Raw genomic sequence first — 19,320 nt, forward strand, 5'->3', positions numbered from 1 at the left:
TCCTCAACGCAGCTTCAGGGTGGCGAGGCCGATCAGCACGAGGATCACGGTGATGATCCAGAAACGTACGATCACGCGGGGCTCGGGCCAGCCTTTCAGCTCGAAGTGGTGGTGGATAGGGGCCATGCGGAATACACGACGGCCGGTCAATTTGAACGAGGCGACCTGGATCATCACCGACAGCGTCTCCATGACGAACACGCCCCCCATGATGAACAGCACCACTTCCTGGCGCACGATCACGGCGATGGTGCCCAGGGCAGCGCCGAGCGCCAGCGCGCCGACGTCACCCATGAAGACCTGGGCCGGGTAGGTGTTGAACCAGAGGAAGCCGAGGCCGGCGCCTACCAGGGCGGCGCAGAACACGATCAGCTCACCAGCGCCCGGCACATAGGGGATGAACAGGTATTCGGCGAATTTGATGTTGCCCGAGAGGTAGCAGAAGATCCCCAGCGCGCCGCCGACCATCACGGTCGGCATGATGGCCAGGCCATCCAGCCCGTCGGTCAGGTTGACCGCGTTGCTGGAGCCGACGATCACGAAATAGGTCAGCACGATGAAGCCGACACCCAGCGGGATGCCGACATCCTTGACCATCGGCAGGATCAGGGTGGTCTCCACCGGGCTGGTCGCGGTCATATAAAGGAAGACCGCAGCGCCGATGCCGAACACCGACTGCCAGAAATACTTCCAGCGGCTCGGCAGGCCACGGGAGTTCTTCTCGATCACCTTGCGATAGTCGTCGACCCAGCCAATGGCGCCGAACAGCAGGGTCACGCCCAGCACCACCCAGACGTAGCGGTTGGACAGGTCGGCCCAGAGCAGGGTGCTGATGCCGATGGCGGTGAGGATCAGCGCGCCCCCCATGGTCGGCGTACCGGACTTGGAGAGGTGCGATTGCGGCCCGTCGTTGCGCACGGACTGGCCGATCTGGCGCACCTGCAGGGTGCGGATCATCCACGGCCCGAGCCAGAGCGACAGCGACAGCGCCGTAAGGACGCCGAGAATCCCGCGCAGGGTCAGGTACTGGAACACCCCGAACCCCTTATGGAACTGTTGCAGGTACTCAGCGAGCAGCAGCAGCATGATTAGTGAGCCTCCCCCGTTCCGCAGATGGCCGCGACGACCTTGTCCATCGCCGCGCTGCGGGAACCTTTGATCAGAATGGTTGTGTTGGCGTCCTGCTCATCGACCAGGGCCTGGATCAGGCTGGACTGATCGGCGAAATGGCGGCCATCGTCGCCGAAAGCGGCGACTGCATGGGCCATCTGAGGACCGACTGCATAGAGCGCGCTGACCTTGCCGCGGGCATGGAGCCCCACGTCGCGGTGACCTTGCTCGGCCCACTCGCCCAGCTCGCCCATATCCCCGAGCACCAGGACGGTGCGGCCGGAAAAGCCGGCGAGTATATCAACGGCCGCGATCATCGAAGCCGGGTTGGCGTTGTAGCTGTCATCGATCACCCGCATGCCACTGGGTGCCAACTGCGCTACGGTGCGGCCCTTGACCGGTTGCAGGTTCTGCAGGCCTTCGCGAATACCGACCAGCGGTACGCCCAGCGCGTGCGCGGCAGCGGCGGCAGCCAATGCATTGGCGACGTTATGCAGGCCCAGCAGGTTGAGCTGGATGTTCGCTTCACCAGCCACGCCCTTGAGGATGAAGGCCATGCAGCCACGAGCATCACGCACGATGGACTCGGCGCGCAGGTCGGCATCGGCTGCATCAAGGCCGAAGCTCAACACCCGGCGGGCGCCATTGCGCTGGCGCCAGGTATCGAATGCCTTGTCGTCGCGGTTGAGCACGGCGATACCGTTGTCGGCCAGACCTTCGAGGATTTCGCCCTTGGCCAGGATGATCTTCTCCGGGCCACCGAACTCGCCCACGTGGGCAGTGCCGGCGTTGTTGATGATCGCAACCTGGGGCCGGGTCAGGCCGACGGTGTAGGCGATCTCGCCCACCCGAGAAGCGCCCAGTTCGATCACGGCGCTGCGGTGCTCCGGCGCCAGTTCGAGCAGGGTGAGCGGCGCGCCCAGGTCGTTGTTGAGGTTGCCGCGGGTGGCCAGGACAGGCCCCTGGGTCCGCAGGATGCTGGCGAGCATTTCCTTGACCGTGGTCTTGCCGCTGGACCCGGTAACCGCCGCCACCTTGCCGGTGAAGGCGTCACGGTTGAGCGCACCGAGCCGACCAAGGGCCAGGCGGGTATCGGCCACCAGCAACTGCGGCAGCGGCGCTCCCGGGACCTCGCGCTGCACGAGCGCGGCGACGGCCCCCTTGGCGGCGACGTCGGCCAGGTAGTCATGGCCATCGAAATTCGGCCCGACCAGCGCGATGAACAGCTGTCCGGGCTCAACGCGCCGGCTGTCGGTGGACACCGCCGAGAACGCGGCATCAGCCCCGATCAAGCGGGCCTGCAACGGAGCCTGCAGGGCGGAAAGACGCATCGGCTCAAGCATGGCTGGCTCCCCAGGCGCCCAGGGCGGCTTCGGCTTCCTGCAGATCGGAGAACGGCAGGCGCTCGCCGTTGATTTCCTGGTAATCCTCATGCCCCTTGCCGGCCAGCAACACCACGTCGTCGACGCCAGCGGTCGCGATCAGACGGGCGATGGCGACGCCACGACCGTGGACGAACTCGGCCCTTGCCGCATCGGCGAAGCCAGGGCGGATGTCGTCGAAGATCTGCGCCGGGTCTTCGCTGCGCGGGTTGTCGTCGGTGACCAGTACGTGGTCGGCCAGGCGCTCGGCCAGGGCCGCCATCAGCGGGCGCTTGCCACGGTCGCGATCACCGCCGCAGCCGAACAGGCACAGCAGGCGACCCCGAGCGTGGGGGCGCAGGGCTTCGAGGACCTTTTCCAGGGCGTCGGGGGTGTGGGCGTAATCCACCACCACCAGCGGCTTGTCGCCACCGCCCAGGCGCTGCATGCGGCCGGCCGGCCCCTGGAGGCCGGGCAGCGTGCGAAGGATTTCGTCCAGCGGGTAGCCCATGCCCAGCAGGGCACCGACCACCGCCAGCAGGTTGCTGAGATTGAAACGCCCAAGCAACGGGCTGCGCAGCAGGCCTTCGCCTTGCGGCGTAACCAGGCTCGCTCGCACGCCATCGTCATCGAAATGTGCTTCGCGGCAATAGATGAAGGCGGACGCGTCTTCCTGGCTGTAGCCGATGAGACGGGACTCATGGGTACGCGAGGCGAGTTCGCGGCCGAACGCATCGTCGAGGTTGATCACCCGGCAACGCAACTCGGGCCAGTCGAACAGGCGAGCCTTGGCAGCGCCATAGGCCTCCATCGAACCGTGGTAGTCGAGATGATCGCGGGACAGGTTGGTGAACACCGCGACATCGAAGGCGAGTGCGGCCACGCGCCCCTGCTCCAGTCCATGGGAGGAAACCTCCATCGCCACGGCGCGGGCACCGGCCTGCTTGAGGTTGGCCAGGGTGGCCTGCACCGCCAACGGGTCGGGGGTCGTATGGCGGCCGCTTTCCAGCTCGCCATGGAAGCCGGTCCCCAGGGTCCCGACGATGCCGCAACGCTCGCCGAGTAGGTCGAGGGCCTGGGCGATCAGTTGGCTGACGCTGGTCTTGCCATTGGTTCCGGTGACGCCCACGAGATTCAGGCCGCGACTGGGCTCGCCATAGAAGCGCCCGGCTATGGCCGAAAGCTGGCCAGCCAACCCCTTGATGGCGAGCAGTTCGGCACCGCTGGCATCGACAACCGGGGCGCCTTCCGCTTCGTACGCGACAGCGGTGGCGCCGCGAGCGATGGCATCGGCGATATGGTCACGGCCGTCGTGCTGGGCACCGGGAACCGCCAGGAACAGATCACCCGGACGCACCTTGCGGCTGTCCAGGGTCAGTTCACGGATCAGGGTGGCGCTTTCGGCCTGGGGCAACAATTGATTCAGTGGCATGGGCATCAGATCCGCCCTCCTTTGCCGGTAGCCGCTTCCGCGGTCTGTTGTTCCTCGGTGGGCAGGTTGTCCGGGGCGATGTTCATCAGGCGCAACGCACCAGCCATGACTCTGCCGAATACCGGTGCCGAGACCAGGCCACCGAAGTAGCCGGCCTTGCTGGGTTCATCGATCACCACCACCATCGCCAGACGCGGATTGGTGGATGGACCGAAGCCCGCGAAGAGCGAGCGGTAGGCGTTCTGGGTGTAGCCCTTGGCGCCGACAGTGGCCTTGCGCGCCGTGCCGCTCTTGCCGGAAACGTGATAGCCCGGCACCTGGGCGCGGAACACGCCGCGCGGCGCCTCGACCACTTGCTGGAGCATGCCCTGCATGGTCTTGGCGACATCCCCGGGGATCACCTGGGTACCGACGGGCAGGCTGTCCACCCGGGTCATCGAAAGGGGTACGGCCTGGCCGTTGTTGGCCAGCGTGGCGTAGGCATGGACCATCTGGATGGCGGTCACCGAGAGGCCGTAGCCATAGGACAGGGTCGCGGTCTCGGCCTTGCGCCATTCGCGGTGGTTGGGCAGGTTGCCCACGCGCTCGCCGGGGAAGCCGAGACCGGTGTCCTGGCCGAGGCCCAGCTGGCGCATGGTCTCGTAGATGGTCTCGCCGCCGATGTCGAAGGCGATCTTGCTCATGCCGACGTTGCTGGAATTGATCAGGATGCCGGTCAGGTCGAGGATCGGCCCTTCGGTCTTGGAGACGTCCTTGATGGTGTAGCGGCCGATCTGCAGCGAGCCGGGGTAGACCTCGACCTTGTCCTCGGGCTTCCAGCGGCCGCTCTGCAGGGCCGCGGACATGGAGATCGGCTTGACCGTCGAACCGGGCTCGAACACGTCGATCATGGCGCGGTTGCGCATGGCCGCCGGCTGCAGGTTGCGGCGGTTGTTCGGGTTGTAGGTGGGCTGGTTGGCCATGGCCAGCACTTCGCCGGTCTTGACGTCGACGATCACCAGGCTGCCGGCCTTGGCGCCGTTCTCCACCAGCGCGTTGCGCAGTTCACGGTGGGCGAGGTACTGCAGGCGCAGGTCGATGGACAGGGCCAGGGTCTTGCCGGGCTTGGCGTTCTTGGCGACCTGGACGTCCTTGATCAGGCGACCACGGCGATCCTTGAGCACCTGGCGCTTGCCGGGCACGCCGGCCAGCCACTGGTCGAAGGACAGCTCGACGCCCTCGCGACCGCGATCGTCGACGTCGGTGAAGCCGACTACATGAGCGGTCACTTCGCCAGCCGGGTAGAAGCGACGGAACTCTTCGATGGCGTAAACGCCCGGAAGCTTGCGGGCGAGGATCGCCTGCCCCTGCTCCGGCGTCAGGCCGCGGGCGAGGTAGAGGAATTCGCGACCGGCGTTCTGCTCGATACGCTCGGCGAAGATCTTCGGATCCTGCCCCAGGGTCGCAGCGATGACCGGCCACTGGTCACGCACGGCCATCAGGTCCTTGGGGTTGGTCCAGAGGGTGGTGACCGGGGTGCTGACAGCCAGCGGCTCGCCGTTGCGATCGGTGATCAGGCCACGGTGCGCCGGAATCGGAATGTGCCGCACGCTGCGCGCATCGCCCTGCCCCTTGAGGAAGTCGCGATCGATCACGTGCAGGTCGACGATACGCCAGGAGATGGCCGCGACCATGAGGGCGAGCAGCACCAGGACCACCCGGAAGCGCCAGGGGTAGAGCGCCCCCTCGAGGTTGATCATGGCGCCACCATGCGGATTTCCGCGGGTTCGGGGATACGCATCTTCAATTGCTCGCTGGCCAGCGACTCGATGCGGTTGTGCGCTGTCCAGGTACTCTGCTCCAGCACCAGGCGGCCCCACTCGGCCTGCGCCTTGTCGCGCACGCTGAGCTCGGTGTAGAGCTTGTTGAGCAGCTGCCTGTTCCAGTGCGCGCTGTAGGACACGCCGATGGCGGAAACCAGCACGGCAATGAACAGCAACAGCATCAGGAAACTGCCGCCCGGCAGGGGCTTGGCGTAAATGCGGCTCATCTGAGCTTCTCCGCCACACGCATGACGGCACTGCGCGAGCGCGGGTTGGCCTTCAGCTCTTCTTCGGATGCGAACTGCGGCTTGCCCAGCAGCTTCAGCCGGGGATCGAAGGCCGGGGGACGGATAGGCAGGTTGCGCGGCAACTTGTCCGCCTCGCCTTTCGCATGCTTGCGCATGAACAGCTTGACGATGCGGTCTTCCAGGGAGTGGAAGCTGATAACGACCAGTCGGCCGCCAACGGCGAGATTCTCCAGGGCAGCCTCGAGGCCACGCTCCAGATCACCCAATTCGTTGTTCACATGGATGCGAATGCCCTGGAAAGCGCGGGTAGCCGGATTCTTGCCTTTTTCCCAGGCGGGATTGGCCACCGTGAGCACGGCAGCCAGATCAGCGGTGCGTTCGAAGGGTTTCTCGGCACGGCGCTGCACAACGGCACGCGCCATGCGCTTGGCGAAGCGCTCCTCGCCATATTCCTTGAGCACGCGGGCGATCTCATCCTCGGGTGCGGTGGCGATCCATTGCGCGGCACTGACGCCACGAGTGGGGTCCATGCGCATATCGAGGGGGCCGTCGTTGAGGAAGCTGAAACCACGCTCGGCGTCATCCAACTGCGGCGAGGAAACGCCGAGATCGAGCAGGACGCCATCGACCTTGCCGGCCAGGCCACGCTCGGCAAGCTCGCCCGCCATCTCGGCGAAACTGCGCTGCACAATGACAAAGCGGCCGTCTTCGGCCGCCAGCGCTTGCCCTGTAGCTATGGCTTGGGGGTCCTTGTCGAAACCGAGCAGCCGGCCCTCCTCACCGAGATGCCGGAGGATGAGCCGACTGTGCCCCCCGCGACCGAAGGTGCCGTCCAGGTAACAGCCGTCAGCACGCACGGCGAGGCTGTCTACGGCCTCGTCGAGCAGGACGGTGATGTGGCGGAAGCTGCTTTCGGTACTCACAGGATAAGGTCACGCAGTTCGTCCGGCAGGCCGCCGGGTTGTTTGATTGCCATCAGGTCCGCATCGGAAATCGCGTTCCAGGCGTCTTCGTCCCATATCTGGAACTTGTTCAACTGACCAACCAGCATCGCCTTCTTGTCCAGGCCCGCGTACTCGCGCAAGCGCGGCGGGACCAGGAAACGACCGTTGCCGTCCAACTCGAGGTCGACGGCGTTACCGATCAGGAGGCGTTGCAGGCGGCGGGCTTCTTCACGCAGGGACGGCAGCTCGCGAAGCTTGGCTTCGATGAGCTCCCATTCGGGGAGCGGATAGAGGGTCAGACAGCGGTCGACGGCATCGATGGTGACGATGAGCTGGCCATCACAACGCGAAAAAAGCTCATCACGATACCGGCTCGGCATCGCGATGCGCCCTTTGGCGTCGAGACTGATGGCATTTGCTCCGCGAAACACGGCTGCGCTTCCCCTGTTTTAGGCTTCCCGTACCAATTGATCCCACTTTGTCCCACTTTGCACCACTTCCGCACACTATAGAAATGCGCGCGCCCCACCGTCAAGGCGGGCAAAGACGGAAAATTCCTTACGGGACGGAGATTTAGCGAGCTTTTGGGAGAGGGCGGGAGAGATATTGCAGCGGATTTCAGGCACAAAAATAAGACGCACCAGAGAGCTGAAGCGCGAACTTAAAGTAATTTCTCAAGAATAAGATTTTTTCGGTATTTCAGACGTGGAGCAAATAAAGCGGAAGTGGGGGAAAGTGGAGAGTCGATCTGTAAGCCGGGTTCTGTCGTGGACAGTCATTCATCTACGGCTGCCATCACTGACAGCCTTTAGCAACCTACCCGAATCCGACGCGGGCCACGCCAAGGATTCCTATTTGGTCTTGCTCCGAGTGGGGTTTACCTAGCCACGAACTGTTGCCAGTCGCGCGGTGCGCTCTTACCGCACCTTTTCACCCTTACCGGCGCTTGCGCGCTTAGGCGGTTATTTTCTGTGGCACTTTCCGTAGGCTTTCGCCTCCCAGGCGTTACCTGGCACTCTGCCCTGCGGAGCCCGGACTTTCCTCCCTCTCAAAATCGCGAACGAAATGAGACAGCGACTGTCCGATCGACTCTCCGCCGCCAAGGGTAGCGGCAGGCCAGCAGAAGAACAAGCTCAAGAATCGCCCTGGCGCTCCAGCGCAGCCTGGTAGAGCAGGTTCTTGCGCACCCCGGTTATTTCCGCAGCCAGCGCCGCCGCTCGCTTCAGGGGCAACTCGGCAAGCAACAGATCGAGTACGCGCGACGCTTCACCACTGATCGCATCTTCGCCCTCGGGCTCCTGCCAGCCCGCCACCAGCAGCACACACTCACCCCGCTGCTGATTGCTATCACTTGCAACCCAATCGCGCAGCGCGGCCAGCGGGTTACCCTTCAGCGTTTCGAACGTCTTGGTCAACTCACGCGCAAGCACCGCCTGACGCTCCCCTCCGAAGATCGACACCATGTCCTCCAGGCATTCGAGTATCCGATGTGGGGCCTCGTAGAAAATGAGCGTGCGCGGCTCTTCCTTTACCAACTCCAGGCGCGAGCGGCGGCCGGCCGTCTTGGCGGGAAGAAAGCCCTCGAATATGAAGCGATCCGAGGGTAGGCCCGCCGCGGAAAGCGCCGCGATCAGAGCGCTGGGCCCCGGCACAGGCACCACGGCGATGCCGGCGGCCCGAACCTGCCGAACCAGGTGATAGCCAGGATCGGAAATCAGCGGGGTGCCCGCATCGGAAATCAACGCGACATCATCGCCTGCCTGCAGACGCGCCAGAAAGCGACCACCCTCCTCGCGCTCATTGTGATCATGACAAGCCGCCAAGGGCGTATTGATGCCGAAGTGCTGAAGCAGGCGTACGGAATGGCGGGTGTCCTCGGCTGCGATGAGTGCCACCTCGCGCAGCACTCGCAGCGCACGAGCACTGATGTCATCGAGGTTCCCAATGGGCGTAGCCACCACGTAAAGTTTGCCCAAGGTGGCAACAGAGCCTGGGGAAACGGTCACAAGACACCTCGGAATTCACTTAAAGGCGCGCATTGTAGCCCGTTTCTGACCTCCAACATCGCACCCCGGACGGGCCTTGGGTACAATCCGACGCTTCTTTGATCGAGTACCGGGATCGTTAAATGATCGCTTGCCTGCGCCCGCTTTCCGCACTCTGCCTCGTCGGCCTGCTGGCCGCCTGTGGCAGTTCGCCCACCTCAACTCTCGGCGAACTGCCCCGCACGCCCCAAGCCAGCATCGAGCAGATGCTCCAGCAAGCGAACGACAGCAAGCCCGAGCAAGCCGCCCTCCTGCGCCTTGCCGCCGCCGACCTGGCGTACAAGCAGCAGGATATAGGCCGCTCGGCCCGCATTCTCGAGCAGGTCCCGCTGGACGGCCTCAAGCCCGCCCAGCAGGTATACGCCAGCACCCTTGCGGCCGAACTCGCCATGGCACGCAACCAGCCCAAGAGCGCCCTCAAGGCCCTGGGCCATCCGAGCCTGGAGCGCCTGGCCGAGCTGCCGGTCGAACAGCAGGTCCGCACCCAACTGATTCGCGCCCGCGCCCTTGAGGCCGACGGCCAGAACTTCGCCGCAGCACGTGAGCGCGTATTCATCGCCCCGCTGCTCAGCGGCGAAGCCGAGAAGACCAACCACGAAGCGATCTGGACCCTGGTATCCAACCTGCCAGCCAACCAGCTGCAGGCCGGCGGCGACGCCGACCTCGCCGGCTGGATGGAGCTGGCCCGCGTGACCAAGAGCGCCGGCACCCTGGAGCAACAACAGGCGGCCATCGAAACCTGGCGCACCCAGAATCCGCAACACCCAGCTGCCGAGCAGCTCCCTGCCCCCCTTCTCAAACTGAAAGAACTGGCCAATCAGCCCCTGACAAAGATCGCCCTGCTGCTGCCCCAGGAAGGCCCGCTCGCCTCGGTGGCCCGCGCCCTTCGAGACGGCTTCCTCGCCGCTCACTACCAGGCTCAGCAGGCCGGCCAGAACCCGCCAGCCATCCAGCTCTACGACAGCTCGCACCTCAGCTCCCTGGATGACTTCTACCGCCAGGCACAGGCCGACGGCGTACAACTCGTGGTCGGGCCACTGGAGAAACCGCTGGTCAAGCAGATGAGCGACCGCGAGCAACTGCCTATCACCACACTTGCCCTCAACTACAGCGACGCCGGCCAGGAAGGCCCCGCCCAGTTGTTCCAATTCGGCCTTGCCGCCGAGGACGAAGCCCGTGAAGTGGCCCGCCGCGCCTGGGGCGACGGCATGCGTCGCGCCGTAGCACTGGTGCCGCGTGGCGAATGGGGCGACCGTGTACTCAATGCATTCCGCCAGAACTGGGAGCAGTCCGGCGGCAGCCTGATCGCAGCCGAGCACGTCGATCAGCCGGTGGAACTGGCCCAGCAGATCGCCGACCTGTTCCAACTGCGCCAGAGCGAATCGCGCACCAAGCGCCTGCAGAGCACCCTCGGCACACAGGTCGCCGCTCAACCCTCGCGCCGCCAGGACGTCGACTTCATCTTCCTCGCCGCCACTCCGCAGCAGGCCCAGCAGATCAAACCCACCCTGGCCTTCCAGTACGCTGGCGACGTGCCCGTGTATGCCACCTCCCACTTGTACACCGGCAGCAACGACCAGGCCCAGTATCTGGACCTGAATGGCATCCGCTTCTGCGAAACCCCCTGGCTGCTCAACAGCAACGACCCGCTGCGCCAGCAGGTCGATCGCCAATGGCCGCAAGCCGGGGGCAGCCTGGGCCGCCTCTACGCCATGGGCGTGGACGCCTATCGCCTCGCCCCGCGCCTCAACCAGCTCAAGGCCCTGCCGGAAAGTCGTGTCGACGGCCTCTCCGGCAGCCTGAGCCTGAACCCCGCTCAACGCATCGAGCGCCAGCTGCCCTGGGCCGAATTCCGCGACGGCCAGGTGCAGCGCCTCCCCGACAGCGATTCTTGAGCCAGCGACAGAGCAGCGGGCAAGCGGCAGAGGCCCTTGCCCGCACCCACCTCGAAGGTCATGGCTTGCGCCTGCTGGCCAGCAACTGGCGGTGCCCGCGAGGCGAGCTCGATCTGGTCATGCTGGACGGCGATACAGTAGTATTCGTCGAAGTACGCTACCGACGGCATGCCGCCTGGGGCGGCGCCCTGGAGAGCGTCGATGCGCGCAAGCGCGCCAAGCTGATCACCGCTGCCCAGCACTTCCTCCTGAAGGAGTCCCGCTGGTCTCGATACCCGTGCAGATTTGACGTGGTCGCCATCAACTCGATGGATGGCGACTCACCCCCGCGACTGACATGGCTGCAGAACGCCTTTGATACCTGAGCAGTCGCTCCCACTTAAGGTCAACCCGATGGACATGCAACCCCGAATCCGCCAGCTCTTCCAGGCCAGCATCGACACCAAGCTGCTCGCCATGGAAATGCTCGCTCCGCACATCGAGCACGCGAGCATGGTGATGGTCAACGCCCTGCTAAACGAGGGCAAGATACTCTCGTGTGGCAATGGCGGCTCCGCCGGCGACGCCCAGCACTTCTCCTCGGAGCTGCTCAATCGCTTCGAGCGCGAACGCCCAAGCCTGCCCGCGCTGGCACTGACCACCGACAGCTCGACCATCACCTCCATCGCCAACGACTACAGCTACAACGAGATCTTCTCCAAGCAAATCCGCGCCCTGGGCCAACCCGGCGACATCCTGCTGGCGATCTCCACCAGCGGGAACTCCGCAAACATCATCCAGGCCATCCAGGCCGCACATGACCGCGAAATGATTGTCGTAGCCCTGACCGGCCGCGACGGCGGCGGCATGGCCTCGCTGCTGCTGCCCGAAGATGTGGAGATCCGCGTACCCGCCAAGTCCACGGCGCGCATCCAGGAGGTTCATCTACTGGCCATCCATTGCCTTTGTGACCTGATCGATCGTCAACTGTTTGGGAGTGAAGAATGACGCGTTCCCCTCTGATCCTCGCCTGCCTCGCCGTCACCCTGGTTCTAGGTGGCTGTGGTGGCCGCACCATCGGCAAGACCATCGACGACCAGTCCACGCCTTCCAAGGTGCGGGCCAAGATCGAAGCGGCGAACCCTGATCTCAAGACCAATTCGCACATCGTCGTGACCAGCTACAACGGCGTCGTGCTGCTGGCCGGACAGACCCCCAACGACAACCTCAAGGCCCAGGCCGAACAGGCCGCGCGCACCGCACAGGGCGTGAAGAAGGTGCATAACGAATTGCATGTCGGGCAGAACTCCTCGACTCTGGCCCGCATGAACGACAGCACCATCACCACCAAGATCACCACCCAGCTGCTGGCCGACAGCCAGATCCCCAGCTCGCAGATCAAAGTCGTGACCGAGAACGGCATCGTCTACCTGCTCGGCCTGGTGACCCGCCAGGAAGCAGCCAAGGCCACCAGCGTGGTCCAGGGCGTCTCCGGCGTACAGCGCATCGTCAAGCTGTTCGAGTACACCAACTGATCGAATTGCGGATACAAAAAAGGCGATCCAACCGGATCGCCTTTTTTATTACTTGACCACCTTGAGACTGGGGCGCCCGCTGGGTCGCGGCGAGCCTCCGGACGGATCGCCGCCGGAAGGACCATCATCCTCGGGGCCCAGGTCCTCGTCGTCCACCACCGGCGGCTCCAGATCGAAGACCATGCCCTGCCCGTTCTCCCGCGCATAGATGGCCATGATCGCCGCCGCAGGAATGTAGAGGGTGTGGGCGACGCCACCGAAACGCCCCTCGAAACTCACCGCTTCGTTATCCATGTGCAGGTGACGCACGGCACTGGGAGAAACGTTGAGCACGATCTGACCATCGTTGGCATAACCGGCCGGCACCTGGACACCGGCATGCTCCGCATTGACCAGCAGGTGCGGGGTGCAATTGTTGTCGACTATCCACTCGTAGAGCGCACGGACAAGGTAGGGACGACTGGAGTTCATCAGATGCTCCTCATCAGCGCATGTCGCGCTCGACGGCTGACAGACTGGCCTGGAAGCCATCGCGTACGAACAGGCGCTCCATGTAGTCCAGCAGCGGCTTGGCAGGGCGAGGCAACTCGATTCCCAGCACCGGCAGGCGCCAGAGGATCGGCAGCAGACAGCAGTCTACAAGACTGAGGTCTTCGCTCAGGAAAAATGGCTTGTCGGCGAACAGTGGCGATACGCCAGTGAGACTCTCGCGCAACTCCTTGCGAGCGACGGCCTTGGCGGCCTCCTTCACCCGGGAGTCGAGAATCTGGTCCACCAGGCTGCACCAATCACGCTGAACGCGGTGCATGAGGAGACGGGTGTTGCCCCGTGCAACCGGATAGACCGGCATGAGCGGCGGGTGCGGATAACGCTCCTCAAGGTACTCCATGACCACGGTGGGCTCGTAGAGCGCAAGGTCGCGATCGACCAGGGTCGGCACACTGCCGTAGGGGTTGACCTCGGCCAGCCTGGGCGGACAGCGCCCCGGCTCGACATCGATGATGTCCGCAGCGACACCCTTCTCGGCGAGCACGATGCGTACACGATGGGAATAGTGGTCTGCGGGGTCGGAGTAACAGGCCAACCTGTTGGTCACGGCCATGGCGCCCTCCTCGCTTGAAGTTATGCAGTAGTAGAAAAACGCGCGCGCCCATGAAGGGCGCGCGAGTATACAACGGTGAAGCCAGCTATCAGTGCACGTCTTTCCAGTATTCGCGCTTGAGCAGGTAGGCGAACACGAAGAAGAAGGCCAGGTACAGCAGAACGTAAGTGCCGATGCGCTGCATGTGCAGCTTGTTCGGATCAGCGGAGTAGGCCAGGAAGGTCACCAGATTCTGCACCTTCTGGTCGAACTCGGCCTCGCTCAGCTTGCCGGTCTTCGGCACGATGGTCAGCTGGTCGCACGCCTCATGGGTGATGGGAGCGCCCGTCAGCGGATCGTACTGCTTCTTGCCTTCTTCGACCGCCTGGACCTGCTTGCAACCCACGACCTGGCGACCCTGCAGGCCGACCAGCACGTTGGGCATGCCGACGTTCGGGAAGATCTTGTTGTTCACGCCCCAGGGACGCGCCGGATCTTCGTAGAAGTTGCGCAGGTAGCTGTACAGCCAATCGGTACCACGAACACGGGCGACCAGGGTCAGGTCCGGCGGCGCGGCGCCGAACCAGGTCTTGGCATCGCTCGGCTTCATGCCGATCTGCATGTGGTCGCCGATCTTGGCACCGGTGAACACCAGGTTTTCCAGCATCAGCTCTTCGGGAATGCCCAGGTCCTTGGCCACGCGCTCATAGCGCTGGAACTTGGCACTGTGGCAGCCCATGCAGTAGTTGGCGAAGGTACGAGCGCCGTCCTGCAGTGCAGCCTTGTCGGTCAGGTCGATGTCGACATGATCCAGTTCTACATCATGGCCACCGGCGGCGAAGGTCAAGGCCGGCAGTGCAGCGATAACAAATGCAGCGAATAGCTTTTTCATCAGCCTGTCACCCTTTCCGGAACCGGTTTGGTTTTTTCCATCCTGGTGTAGAAGGGCATCAGGATGAAGTACGCGAAGTACAGGATGGTGCACACCTGCGACAGCAGCGTACGGCCCGGGGTCGGCGCAAGAACACCCAGCACGCCGAGGATGACGAAGGACACGCAGAAGACCAGCAGCCAGATCTTGCTCAGCCAGCCCTTGTAGCGCATCGACTTGACGGGGCTGCGATCCAGCCACGGCAGGACGAAGAGCACGGCAATGGCAGCGCCCATGGCGATGACGCCCATCAGCTTGTCCGGAACCGCGCGGAGAATCGCGTAGAACGGGGTGAAGTACCACACCGGCGCAATGTGCTCAGGGGTCTTGAACGGGTTCGCCTGTTCGAAGTTCGGCTTCTCGAGGAAGTAACCACCCATCTCCGGGAAGAAGAACACCACGAAGCAGAACACGAAGAGGAAGACCACCACACCGACGATGTCTTTCACGCTGTAGTAGGGGTGGAAGGCGATGCCGTCGAGCGGAATGCCGTTCTCGTCCTTCAGCTTCTTGATGTCCACGCCATCGGGGTTGTTCGAACCCACTTCGTGCAGAGCCAGGATGTGCAGCACGACCAGGCCGAGGATCACGATCGGCAGGGCGATCACGTGCAGGGCGAAGAAGCGGTTCAGGGTGATGCCGGAGATCAGGTAGTCACCGCGGATCCACTGGGTCAGGTCACCACCGATGACGGGGATGGCACCGAACAGCGAGATGATCACCTGGGCACCCCAGTAGGACATCTGGCCCCAGGGCAGCAGGTAGCCCATGAAGGCCTCGGCCATCAGGGCGAGGTAGATCAGCATGCCGAAGATCCAAACCAGCTCACGCGGCTTCTGGTAGGAGCCGTAGAGCAGGCCGCGGAACATGTGCATGTAGACCACGATGAAGAAAGCCGAGGCGCCGGTGGAGTGCAGGTAGCGAATGATCGCCCCGTACTCGACGTCGCGCATGATGTACTCGACGGAGGCGAAGGCTTCTTCCGCGGACGGCGTGAAGCTCATGGTCAGCCAGATGCCGGTGAGGATCTGGTTCACCAGGACCAGCAGGGCCAGGGAGCCGAAGAAATAGAAGAAGTTGAAGTTCTTCGGAGCGTAGTACTTGCTCAGATGGTCTTCCCACATCTTGGTCGCGGGGAAGCGCGCATCGATCCATTCCATGAATTTGCTCATTAGGCCTTCTCCTGGTCCACACCGATGACGATGACATCATCCGACTCGTAGGAGTGGGGCGGCACCGGCAGGTTCAAGGGTGCGGGCTGCGCCTTGTAGACACGGCCCGCGAGGTCGTAGCGAGAACCGTGGCAGGGGCAGAAGTAGCCCCCTACCCACTCGGCGCCCAGGTCGGCAGGCGCAACTTCCGGACGGAAGGAGGGCGAGCAGCCGAGGTGGGTGCAGAGACCGACCAGAACCAGGATCTCCGGCTTGATCGAGCGGTTATGCGGATCGACATAGGTCGGCTGCACGGATGCTTCGGACTTCGGGTCAGCCATGCGCTCGTCGATCTTGCCCAGGTTGCCGAGGATCTCCTCGGTACGGCGAACGATGAATACCGGCTGACCGCGCCATTCAGCAATCATCTGCTGACCTGCTTCGATCTTGCTGATATTCACCTTCACCGGTGCCCCTGCGGCCTTGGCCTTCGCACTGGGCTGCCATGACCCCACGAACGGGATCGCAGCACCCACCGCTCCTGCAGCACCCACCACGGATGTGGCTGCTACGAGGAAGCGACGCCGGCCTGCATTCACGCCGTCATTGCTCATTCAGTCGTCTCCCATCAGCTTTTGTGGCCTGTTGTTCAGGCCTCTACTAAGTAAAAATCGAGCCGCGCAAAAAATTCGCCAAATGGTAAAGAAAACCCCCTCTCCTGACAAGGTAATAGCCGGATACAAAACTGCTGAAAGCCTTGAGAGATAAGGGTTACGCGCATGCGACAAGCTGTCGCAGGGCGTTTTCGCGGGCATAAAAAAACGCCCAGATCCACAAGGGCCTGGGCGTTTTTCGAAGCGTCGTATTAACGCTTGGAGTACTGCGGACGCTTACGCGCTTTACGCAGACCGACCTTCTTACGCTCGACTTCGCGAGCATCGCGAGTCACGTAGCCGGCCTTACGCAGCGGGCTGCGCAGCGCTTCGTCGTAGCTGATCAGGGCACGGGTGATACCGTGACGGATCGCACCAGCCTGACCGCTGACACCACCACCGAGGACGGTGACGTAGATGTCGAACTTCTCGACGGTCTCGGTCAGCTCCAGCGGCTGACGCACGACCATGCGAGCGGTTTCACGGCCGAAGAACTGATCCAGGCTGCGGTTGTTGATGGAAATCTTGCCAGTACCCGGACGCAGGAATACGCGTGCGGTTGCAGTCTTGCGACGGCCAGTGCCGTAGTTTTGAGTCGCCGACATAATGAACTATCCCGTTAAATCTTCAGTTCTTGGGGCTGCTGAGCGGTGTGCGGGTGAGCAGAACCCTTGTACACCTTCAGCTTGCGATACATGTCGCGACCCAGCGGGTTCTTCGGCAGCATGCCTTTGACCGCGGTCTCGATCACGCGCTCAGGGGCCTTGGCAATCAGCTTCTCGAAGTTGATTTCCTTGATGCCGCCCGGGAAGCCGGAGTGCGAGTAGTACATCTTGTCGGTAGTCTTGGCACCGGTCACACGTACCTGCTCGGCGTTGATCACGACGATGTAGTCGCCGGTGTCAACGTGCGGGGTGTATTCCGGCTTGTGCTTGCCGCGCAGGCGGCTAGCAATTTCGGTGGCCAGACGACCCAGGGTCTGACCGGCAGCGTCGACGACATACCAGTCGCGCTTAACAGTTTCCGGTTTTGCAGTAAAAGTCTTCATTCGCTATAGCCTCAGGGGCCGCCCTGAAAATAAGACGGCGGATCTTACTGAATAGTGCTCGCCCTGGCAACACAGGGCAGCCGGAAACAGACGCTATCGGGGGCTCGGGTCAGCGCGTCCGCACACGGCATAAGGGTTTCGGCGGGCTAGGCATCCCCACCTTCCTTCTTCGCGAGCTAGGCATCCCCGCAAAGAAAGCCGCGGAATTATGCCGATTGCACGGAAAATTTCAACCTGATTTGATAGCTATCTTTGCCACCAGAGGAGCGCTGCATGGAATTCCGCCAACTCGGCCACACCGATATCAAGGTCAGCAGCCTGTGCCTGGGCACCATGACCTGGGGCGAACAGAACACCGAGGCAGAGGCATTCGCCCAGATCGAGCGTGCCAAATCCTACGGCATCAACTTCCTGGACACAGCCGAGATGTACCCGGTCCCGCCCCGCGCGGAAACCTACGCGGCGACAGAAACCATCATCGGCAACTGGTTCGCCCGGAACAGGGACCGCGCCGACTGGGTACTCGCCAGCAAGGTGGCCGGGCCGGGCAACGGTATCACCCACATCCGCGACGGCAACCTCAAGCACAACCGCCAGCACATCACCGCGGCACTGGATGCCAGCCTCAAGCGCCTCCAGACAGACTGGATCGACCTCTACCAACTGCACTGGCCAGAGCGCAGCACCAACTTCTTCGGCCAGTTGGGCTACCAGCACCGCGATGAAGACTTCACCCCGCTCCAGGAAACCCTCGAAGTCCTCGCCGAACAGGTGAAGGCGGGCAAGATCCGCCATGTCGGCCTGTCCAACGAAACGCCCTGGGGCACGATGAAGTTCCTGCAATTGGCCGATCAGCTTGGCCTGCCCCGCGCCGCCTCCATCCAGAACCCCTACAACCTGCTCAACCGCAGTTTCGAAGTAGGCCTGGCGGAAGTGGCGATCCGTGAGCGCTGCGGCCTGCTGGCCTATTCACCGCTGGCGTTCGGCATGCTGTCCGGCAAGTACGAGAACGGTGCGCGCCCGGCCAACGCTCGCATCAGCCTGTTCAGCCGCTTCGCCCGCTACACCAACCCGCAGGCCCAGGCCGCCTGCTCGCGCTACGTGGCGCTGGCCCGCGAACATGGCCTGGACCCGGCACAGATGGCCCTGGCCTTCGTCACCGCGCAGCCTTTCGTCACCAGCAACATCATTGGCGCCACCACCCTTGAGCAGTTGGAGAGCAACCTCGCCAGCAGCGAGCTGACGCTGCCAGATGCGGTACTCGAAGGCATCGCCGAGATCCATCGAGGCCAGCCCAACCCTGCCCCCTGACCTAGTCGAACAGACCCGGCGCGACATCACGGGCAACCGGCATGTCGCCCCGCCGTGAGGCCAGCCGATCCGCCAGCCGGGTCGGTTCCGGCAACCGATAGCCCCGACAGCCGCGCAGCACCAGCTCCAGCGCGCTGCGCATGGATACGCGATGCCCTGGCGAAACCACCAGCGGCGCGACTCGATCGCGACTGCGCAGCATCCAGCCGATCTGCTCTCCGTCGTGCTCCAGCGGCACATGATCGCCACGCATGAGACCCGGCTCCTGGTGATGCCCCACCAGTATCGTCTTCGCGACCCCGAGGGTCGGCAGCCCGGTGACCACGCCCAGATGCGAAGCGATGCCGAGCCGGCGCGGATGGGCGATCCCCTGCCCGTCGCAGAACACCAGGTCCGGCCGCTGCGGCAGACCGGCCAGCGCTTCCAGCAGGCCCGGCAGCTCACGGAAGGACAACAGCCCGGGCACGTAGGGCATGGATGTCGGCACCCGCGCCACCACCTGGCCCAGCAGGCGGTAGTCATCGGCATCCAGCAACACGGCGACGGCCCGGGTGATCTGGCCGCCCTCCTCGAAGCCGACATCGACGCCCGCCACCACTTTCAGCGGCGAGAAATCGTCGACCAGCAGCACCCGTGCCGCCAAGTCGCCCTGCAGGCGCTTGGCGTGGCGGACACTGCCGTCCCAGTCATCGAAAGGGGAAGAATTCATGAGCAGGCTCCGAAAGGTCGACACAAGGTAGACCCGGAGCCCGCAGGAAGGGTCCGCCGCTCAGCCCGGCGGCGGACCAGGGGAC

General features: G+C 63.6%; 21 protein-coding genes and 1 other RNA gene. 5 read left to right on the forward strand and 17 right to left on the reverse strand.

Annotation, left to right across the window (positions count from 1 at the left end):
• Positions 1-3: 3 nt before the first annotated feature.
• From mraY to rsmI, 9 genes are all read right to left on the reverse strand, one after another.
• Positions 4-1,086, reverse strand: a complete 1,083-nt coding sequence (gene mraY / locus DMX10_RS18685; RefSeq protein ID WP_111262457.1) for a phospho-N-acetylmuramoyl-pentapeptide-transferase — start codon at positions 1,084-1,086, stop codon at positions 4-6.
• Positions 1,087-1,088: 2 nt separating this feature from the next.
• Complete coding sequence (gene murF / locus DMX10_RS18690) at positions 1,089-2,453, reverse strand: UDP-N-acetylmuramoyl-tripeptide--D-alanyl-D-alanine ligase (RefSeq protein ID WP_111262458.1); 1,365 nt, start codon at positions 2,451-2,453, stop codon at positions 1,089-1,091.
• Positions 2,446-3,909 (reverse strand): UDP-N-acetylmuramoyl-L-alanyl-D-glutamate--2,6-diaminopimelate ligase, encoded by a 1,464-nt coding sequence (locus DMX10_RS18695; RefSeq protein WP_111262459.1) that lies wholly within the window; start codon positions 3,907-3,909, stop codon positions 2,446-2,448. The genes murF and DMX10_RS18695 overlap by 8 nt, the downstream gene beginning before the upstream one ends.
• Positions 3,909-5,642 carry a penicillin-binding protein 2 gene (locus DMX10_RS18700; protein WP_111262460.1) on the reverse strand — a complete coding sequence of 578 codons (1,734 nt, stop codon included), beginning with the start codon at positions 5,640-5,642 and terminating at the stop codon, positions 3,909-3,911. Before DMX10_RS18700 ends, DMX10_RS18695 begins: the two co-directional genes overlap by 1 nt.
• Positions 5,639-5,932 carry a cell division protein FtsL gene (ftsL, locus tag DMX10_RS18705; protein WP_111262461.1) on the reverse strand — a complete coding sequence of 98 codons (294 nt, stop codon included), beginning with the start codon at positions 5,930-5,932 and terminating at the stop codon, positions 5,639-5,641. Before ftsL ends, DMX10_RS18700 begins: the two co-directional genes overlap by 4 nt.
• Positions 5,929-6,876, reverse strand: coding sequence for a 16S rRNA (cytosine(1402)-N(4))-methyltransferase RsmH (gene rsmH, locus DMX10_RS18710; RefSeq protein ID WP_111262462.1), 948 nt, complete (start codon positions 6,874-6,876; stop codon positions 5,929-5,931). The genes ftsL and rsmH overlap by 4 nt, the downstream gene beginning before the upstream one ends.
• Positions 6,873-7,328 (reverse strand): division/cell wall cluster transcriptional repressor MraZ, encoded by a 456-nt coding sequence (gene mraZ, locus DMX10_RS18715; protein ID WP_111262463.1) that lies wholly within the window; start codon positions 7,326-7,328, stop codon positions 6,873-6,875. The genes rsmH and mraZ overlap by 4 nt, the downstream gene beginning before the upstream one ends.
• 304 nt (positions 7,329-7,632) lie before the next feature.
• An RNA gene (gene rnpB, locus DMX10_RS18720) (RNase P RNA component class A) lies at positions 7,633-7,990 on the reverse strand.
• Between the two features lie 40 nt (positions 7,991-8,030).
• On the reverse strand, positions 8,031-8,873 hold the full coding sequence (gene rsmI, locus DMX10_RS18725) for a 16S rRNA (cytidine(1402)-2'-O)-methyltransferase (protein ID WP_178082979.1): 843 nt from the start codon (positions 8,871-8,873) through the stop codon (positions 8,031-8,033).
• A gap of 152 nt (positions 8,874-9,025) precedes the next feature.
• Here rsmI and DMX10_RS18730 point away from each other — a divergent pair, with 152 nt between their 5' ends.
• The 4 genes from DMX10_RS18730 to DMX10_RS18745 are packed head-to-tail and all read left to right on the forward strand — an operon-like array spanning position 9,026 to position 12,351.
• Complete coding sequence (locus tag DMX10_RS18730; protein ID WP_111262465.1) at positions 9,026-10,837, forward strand: penicillin-binding protein activator; 1,812 nt, start codon at positions 9,026-9,028, stop codon at positions 10,835-10,837.
• Positions 10,834-11,202, forward strand: coding sequence for a YraN family protein (locus tag DMX10_RS18735; RefSeq protein WP_111262466.1), 369 nt, complete (start codon positions 10,834-10,836; stop codon positions 11,200-11,202). Before DMX10_RS18730 ends, DMX10_RS18735 begins: the two co-directional genes overlap by 4 nt.
• 28 nt (positions 11,203-11,230) lie before the next feature.
• Positions 11,231-11,824 (forward strand): phosphoheptose isomerase, encoded by a 594-nt coding sequence (locus DMX10_RS18740; RefSeq protein ID WP_111262467.1) that lies wholly within the window; start codon positions 11,231-11,233, stop codon positions 11,822-11,824.
• The gene (locus DMX10_RS18745; protein ID WP_111262468.1) at positions 11,821-12,351 is read left to right on the forward strand and encodes a BON domain-containing protein; all 531 of its coding nucleotides are present in this window, start codon (positions 11,821-11,823) and stop codon (positions 12,349-12,351) included. Before DMX10_RS18740 ends, DMX10_RS18745 begins: the two co-directional genes overlap by 4 nt.
• A gap of 48 nt (positions 12,352-12,399) precedes the next feature.
• Here the strand turns inward: DMX10_RS18745 and DMX10_RS18750 are convergent, their stop codons facing one another.
• The 7 genes from DMX10_RS18750 to rplM form a co-directional block, all read right to left on the reverse strand.
• Positions 12,400-12,822: a ClpXP protease specificity-enhancing factor gene (locus tag DMX10_RS18750; RefSeq protein ID WP_111262469.1), complete on the reverse strand. Its 423-nt coding sequence runs from the start codon at positions 12,820-12,822 to the stop codon at positions 12,400-12,402.
• A 13-nt stretch (positions 12,823-12,835) separates the two neighbouring features.
• The gene (locus tag DMX10_RS18755) at positions 12,836-13,453 is read right to left on the reverse strand and encodes a glutathione S-transferase N-terminal domain-containing protein (protein WP_111262470.1); all 618 of its coding nucleotides are present in this window, start codon (positions 13,451-13,453) and stop codon (positions 12,836-12,838) included.
• A gap of 88 nt (positions 13,454-13,541) precedes the next feature.
• Complete coding sequence (locus DMX10_RS18760) at positions 13,542-14,324, reverse strand: cytochrome c1 (RefSeq protein ID WP_111262471.1); 783 nt, start codon at positions 14,322-14,324, stop codon at positions 13,542-13,544.
• The gene (locus DMX10_RS18765) at positions 14,324-15,535 is read right to left on the reverse strand and encodes a cytochrome bc complex cytochrome b subunit (protein ID WP_111262472.1); all 1,212 of its coding nucleotides are present in this window, start codon (positions 15,533-15,535) and stop codon (positions 14,324-14,326) included. The genes DMX10_RS18760 and DMX10_RS18765 overlap by 1 nt, the downstream gene beginning before the upstream one ends.
• Positions 15,535-16,128 (reverse strand): ubiquinol-cytochrome c reductase iron-sulfur subunit, encoded by a 594-nt coding sequence (gene petA / locus DMX10_RS18770; protein WP_111262473.1) that lies wholly within the window; start codon positions 16,126-16,128, stop codon positions 15,535-15,537. Before petA ends, DMX10_RS18765 begins: the two co-directional genes overlap by 1 nt.
• 251 nt (positions 16,129-16,379) lie before the next feature.
• The gene (gene rpsI / locus DMX10_RS18775) at positions 16,380-16,772 is read right to left on the reverse strand and encodes a 30S ribosomal protein S9 (RefSeq protein WP_111262474.1); all 393 of its coding nucleotides are present in this window, start codon (positions 16,770-16,772) and stop codon (positions 16,380-16,382) included.
• 14 nt (positions 16,773-16,786) lie between these two features.
• Positions 16,787-17,215: a 50S ribosomal protein L13 gene (gene rplM / locus DMX10_RS18780; protein WP_021217864.1), complete on the reverse strand. Its 429-nt coding sequence runs from the start codon at positions 17,213-17,215 to the stop codon at positions 16,787-16,789.
• A gap of 273 nt (positions 17,216-17,488) precedes the next feature.
• Here rplM and DMX10_RS18785 point away from each other — a divergent pair, with 273 nt between their 5' ends.
• A complete protein-coding gene (locus tag DMX10_RS18785) occupies positions 17,489-18,526 on the forward strand; it encodes an NADP(H)-dependent aldo-keto reductase (protein WP_111262475.1) in 1,038 nt (345 codons plus the stop codon).
• A 1-nt stretch (position 18,527) separates the two neighbouring features.
• On the opposite strand, the gene nfi is transcribed toward DMX10_RS18785, so the two are convergent.
• Positions 18,528-19,235, reverse strand: coding sequence for a deoxyribonuclease V (gene nfi / locus DMX10_RS18790; RefSeq protein WP_111262476.1), 708 nt, complete (start codon positions 19,233-19,235; stop codon positions 18,528-18,530).
• Between the last annotated feature and the right edge of the window lie 85 nt (positions 19,236-19,320).

Origin of the sequence: Pseudomonas sp. 57B-090624, from assembly GCF_003234055.1 — a bacterium.
In the GTDB taxonomy this organism is placed as follows: Bacteria; Pseudomonadota; Gammaproteobacteria; order Pseudomonadales; family Pseudomonadaceae; genus Metapseudomonas; species Metapseudomonas tohonis.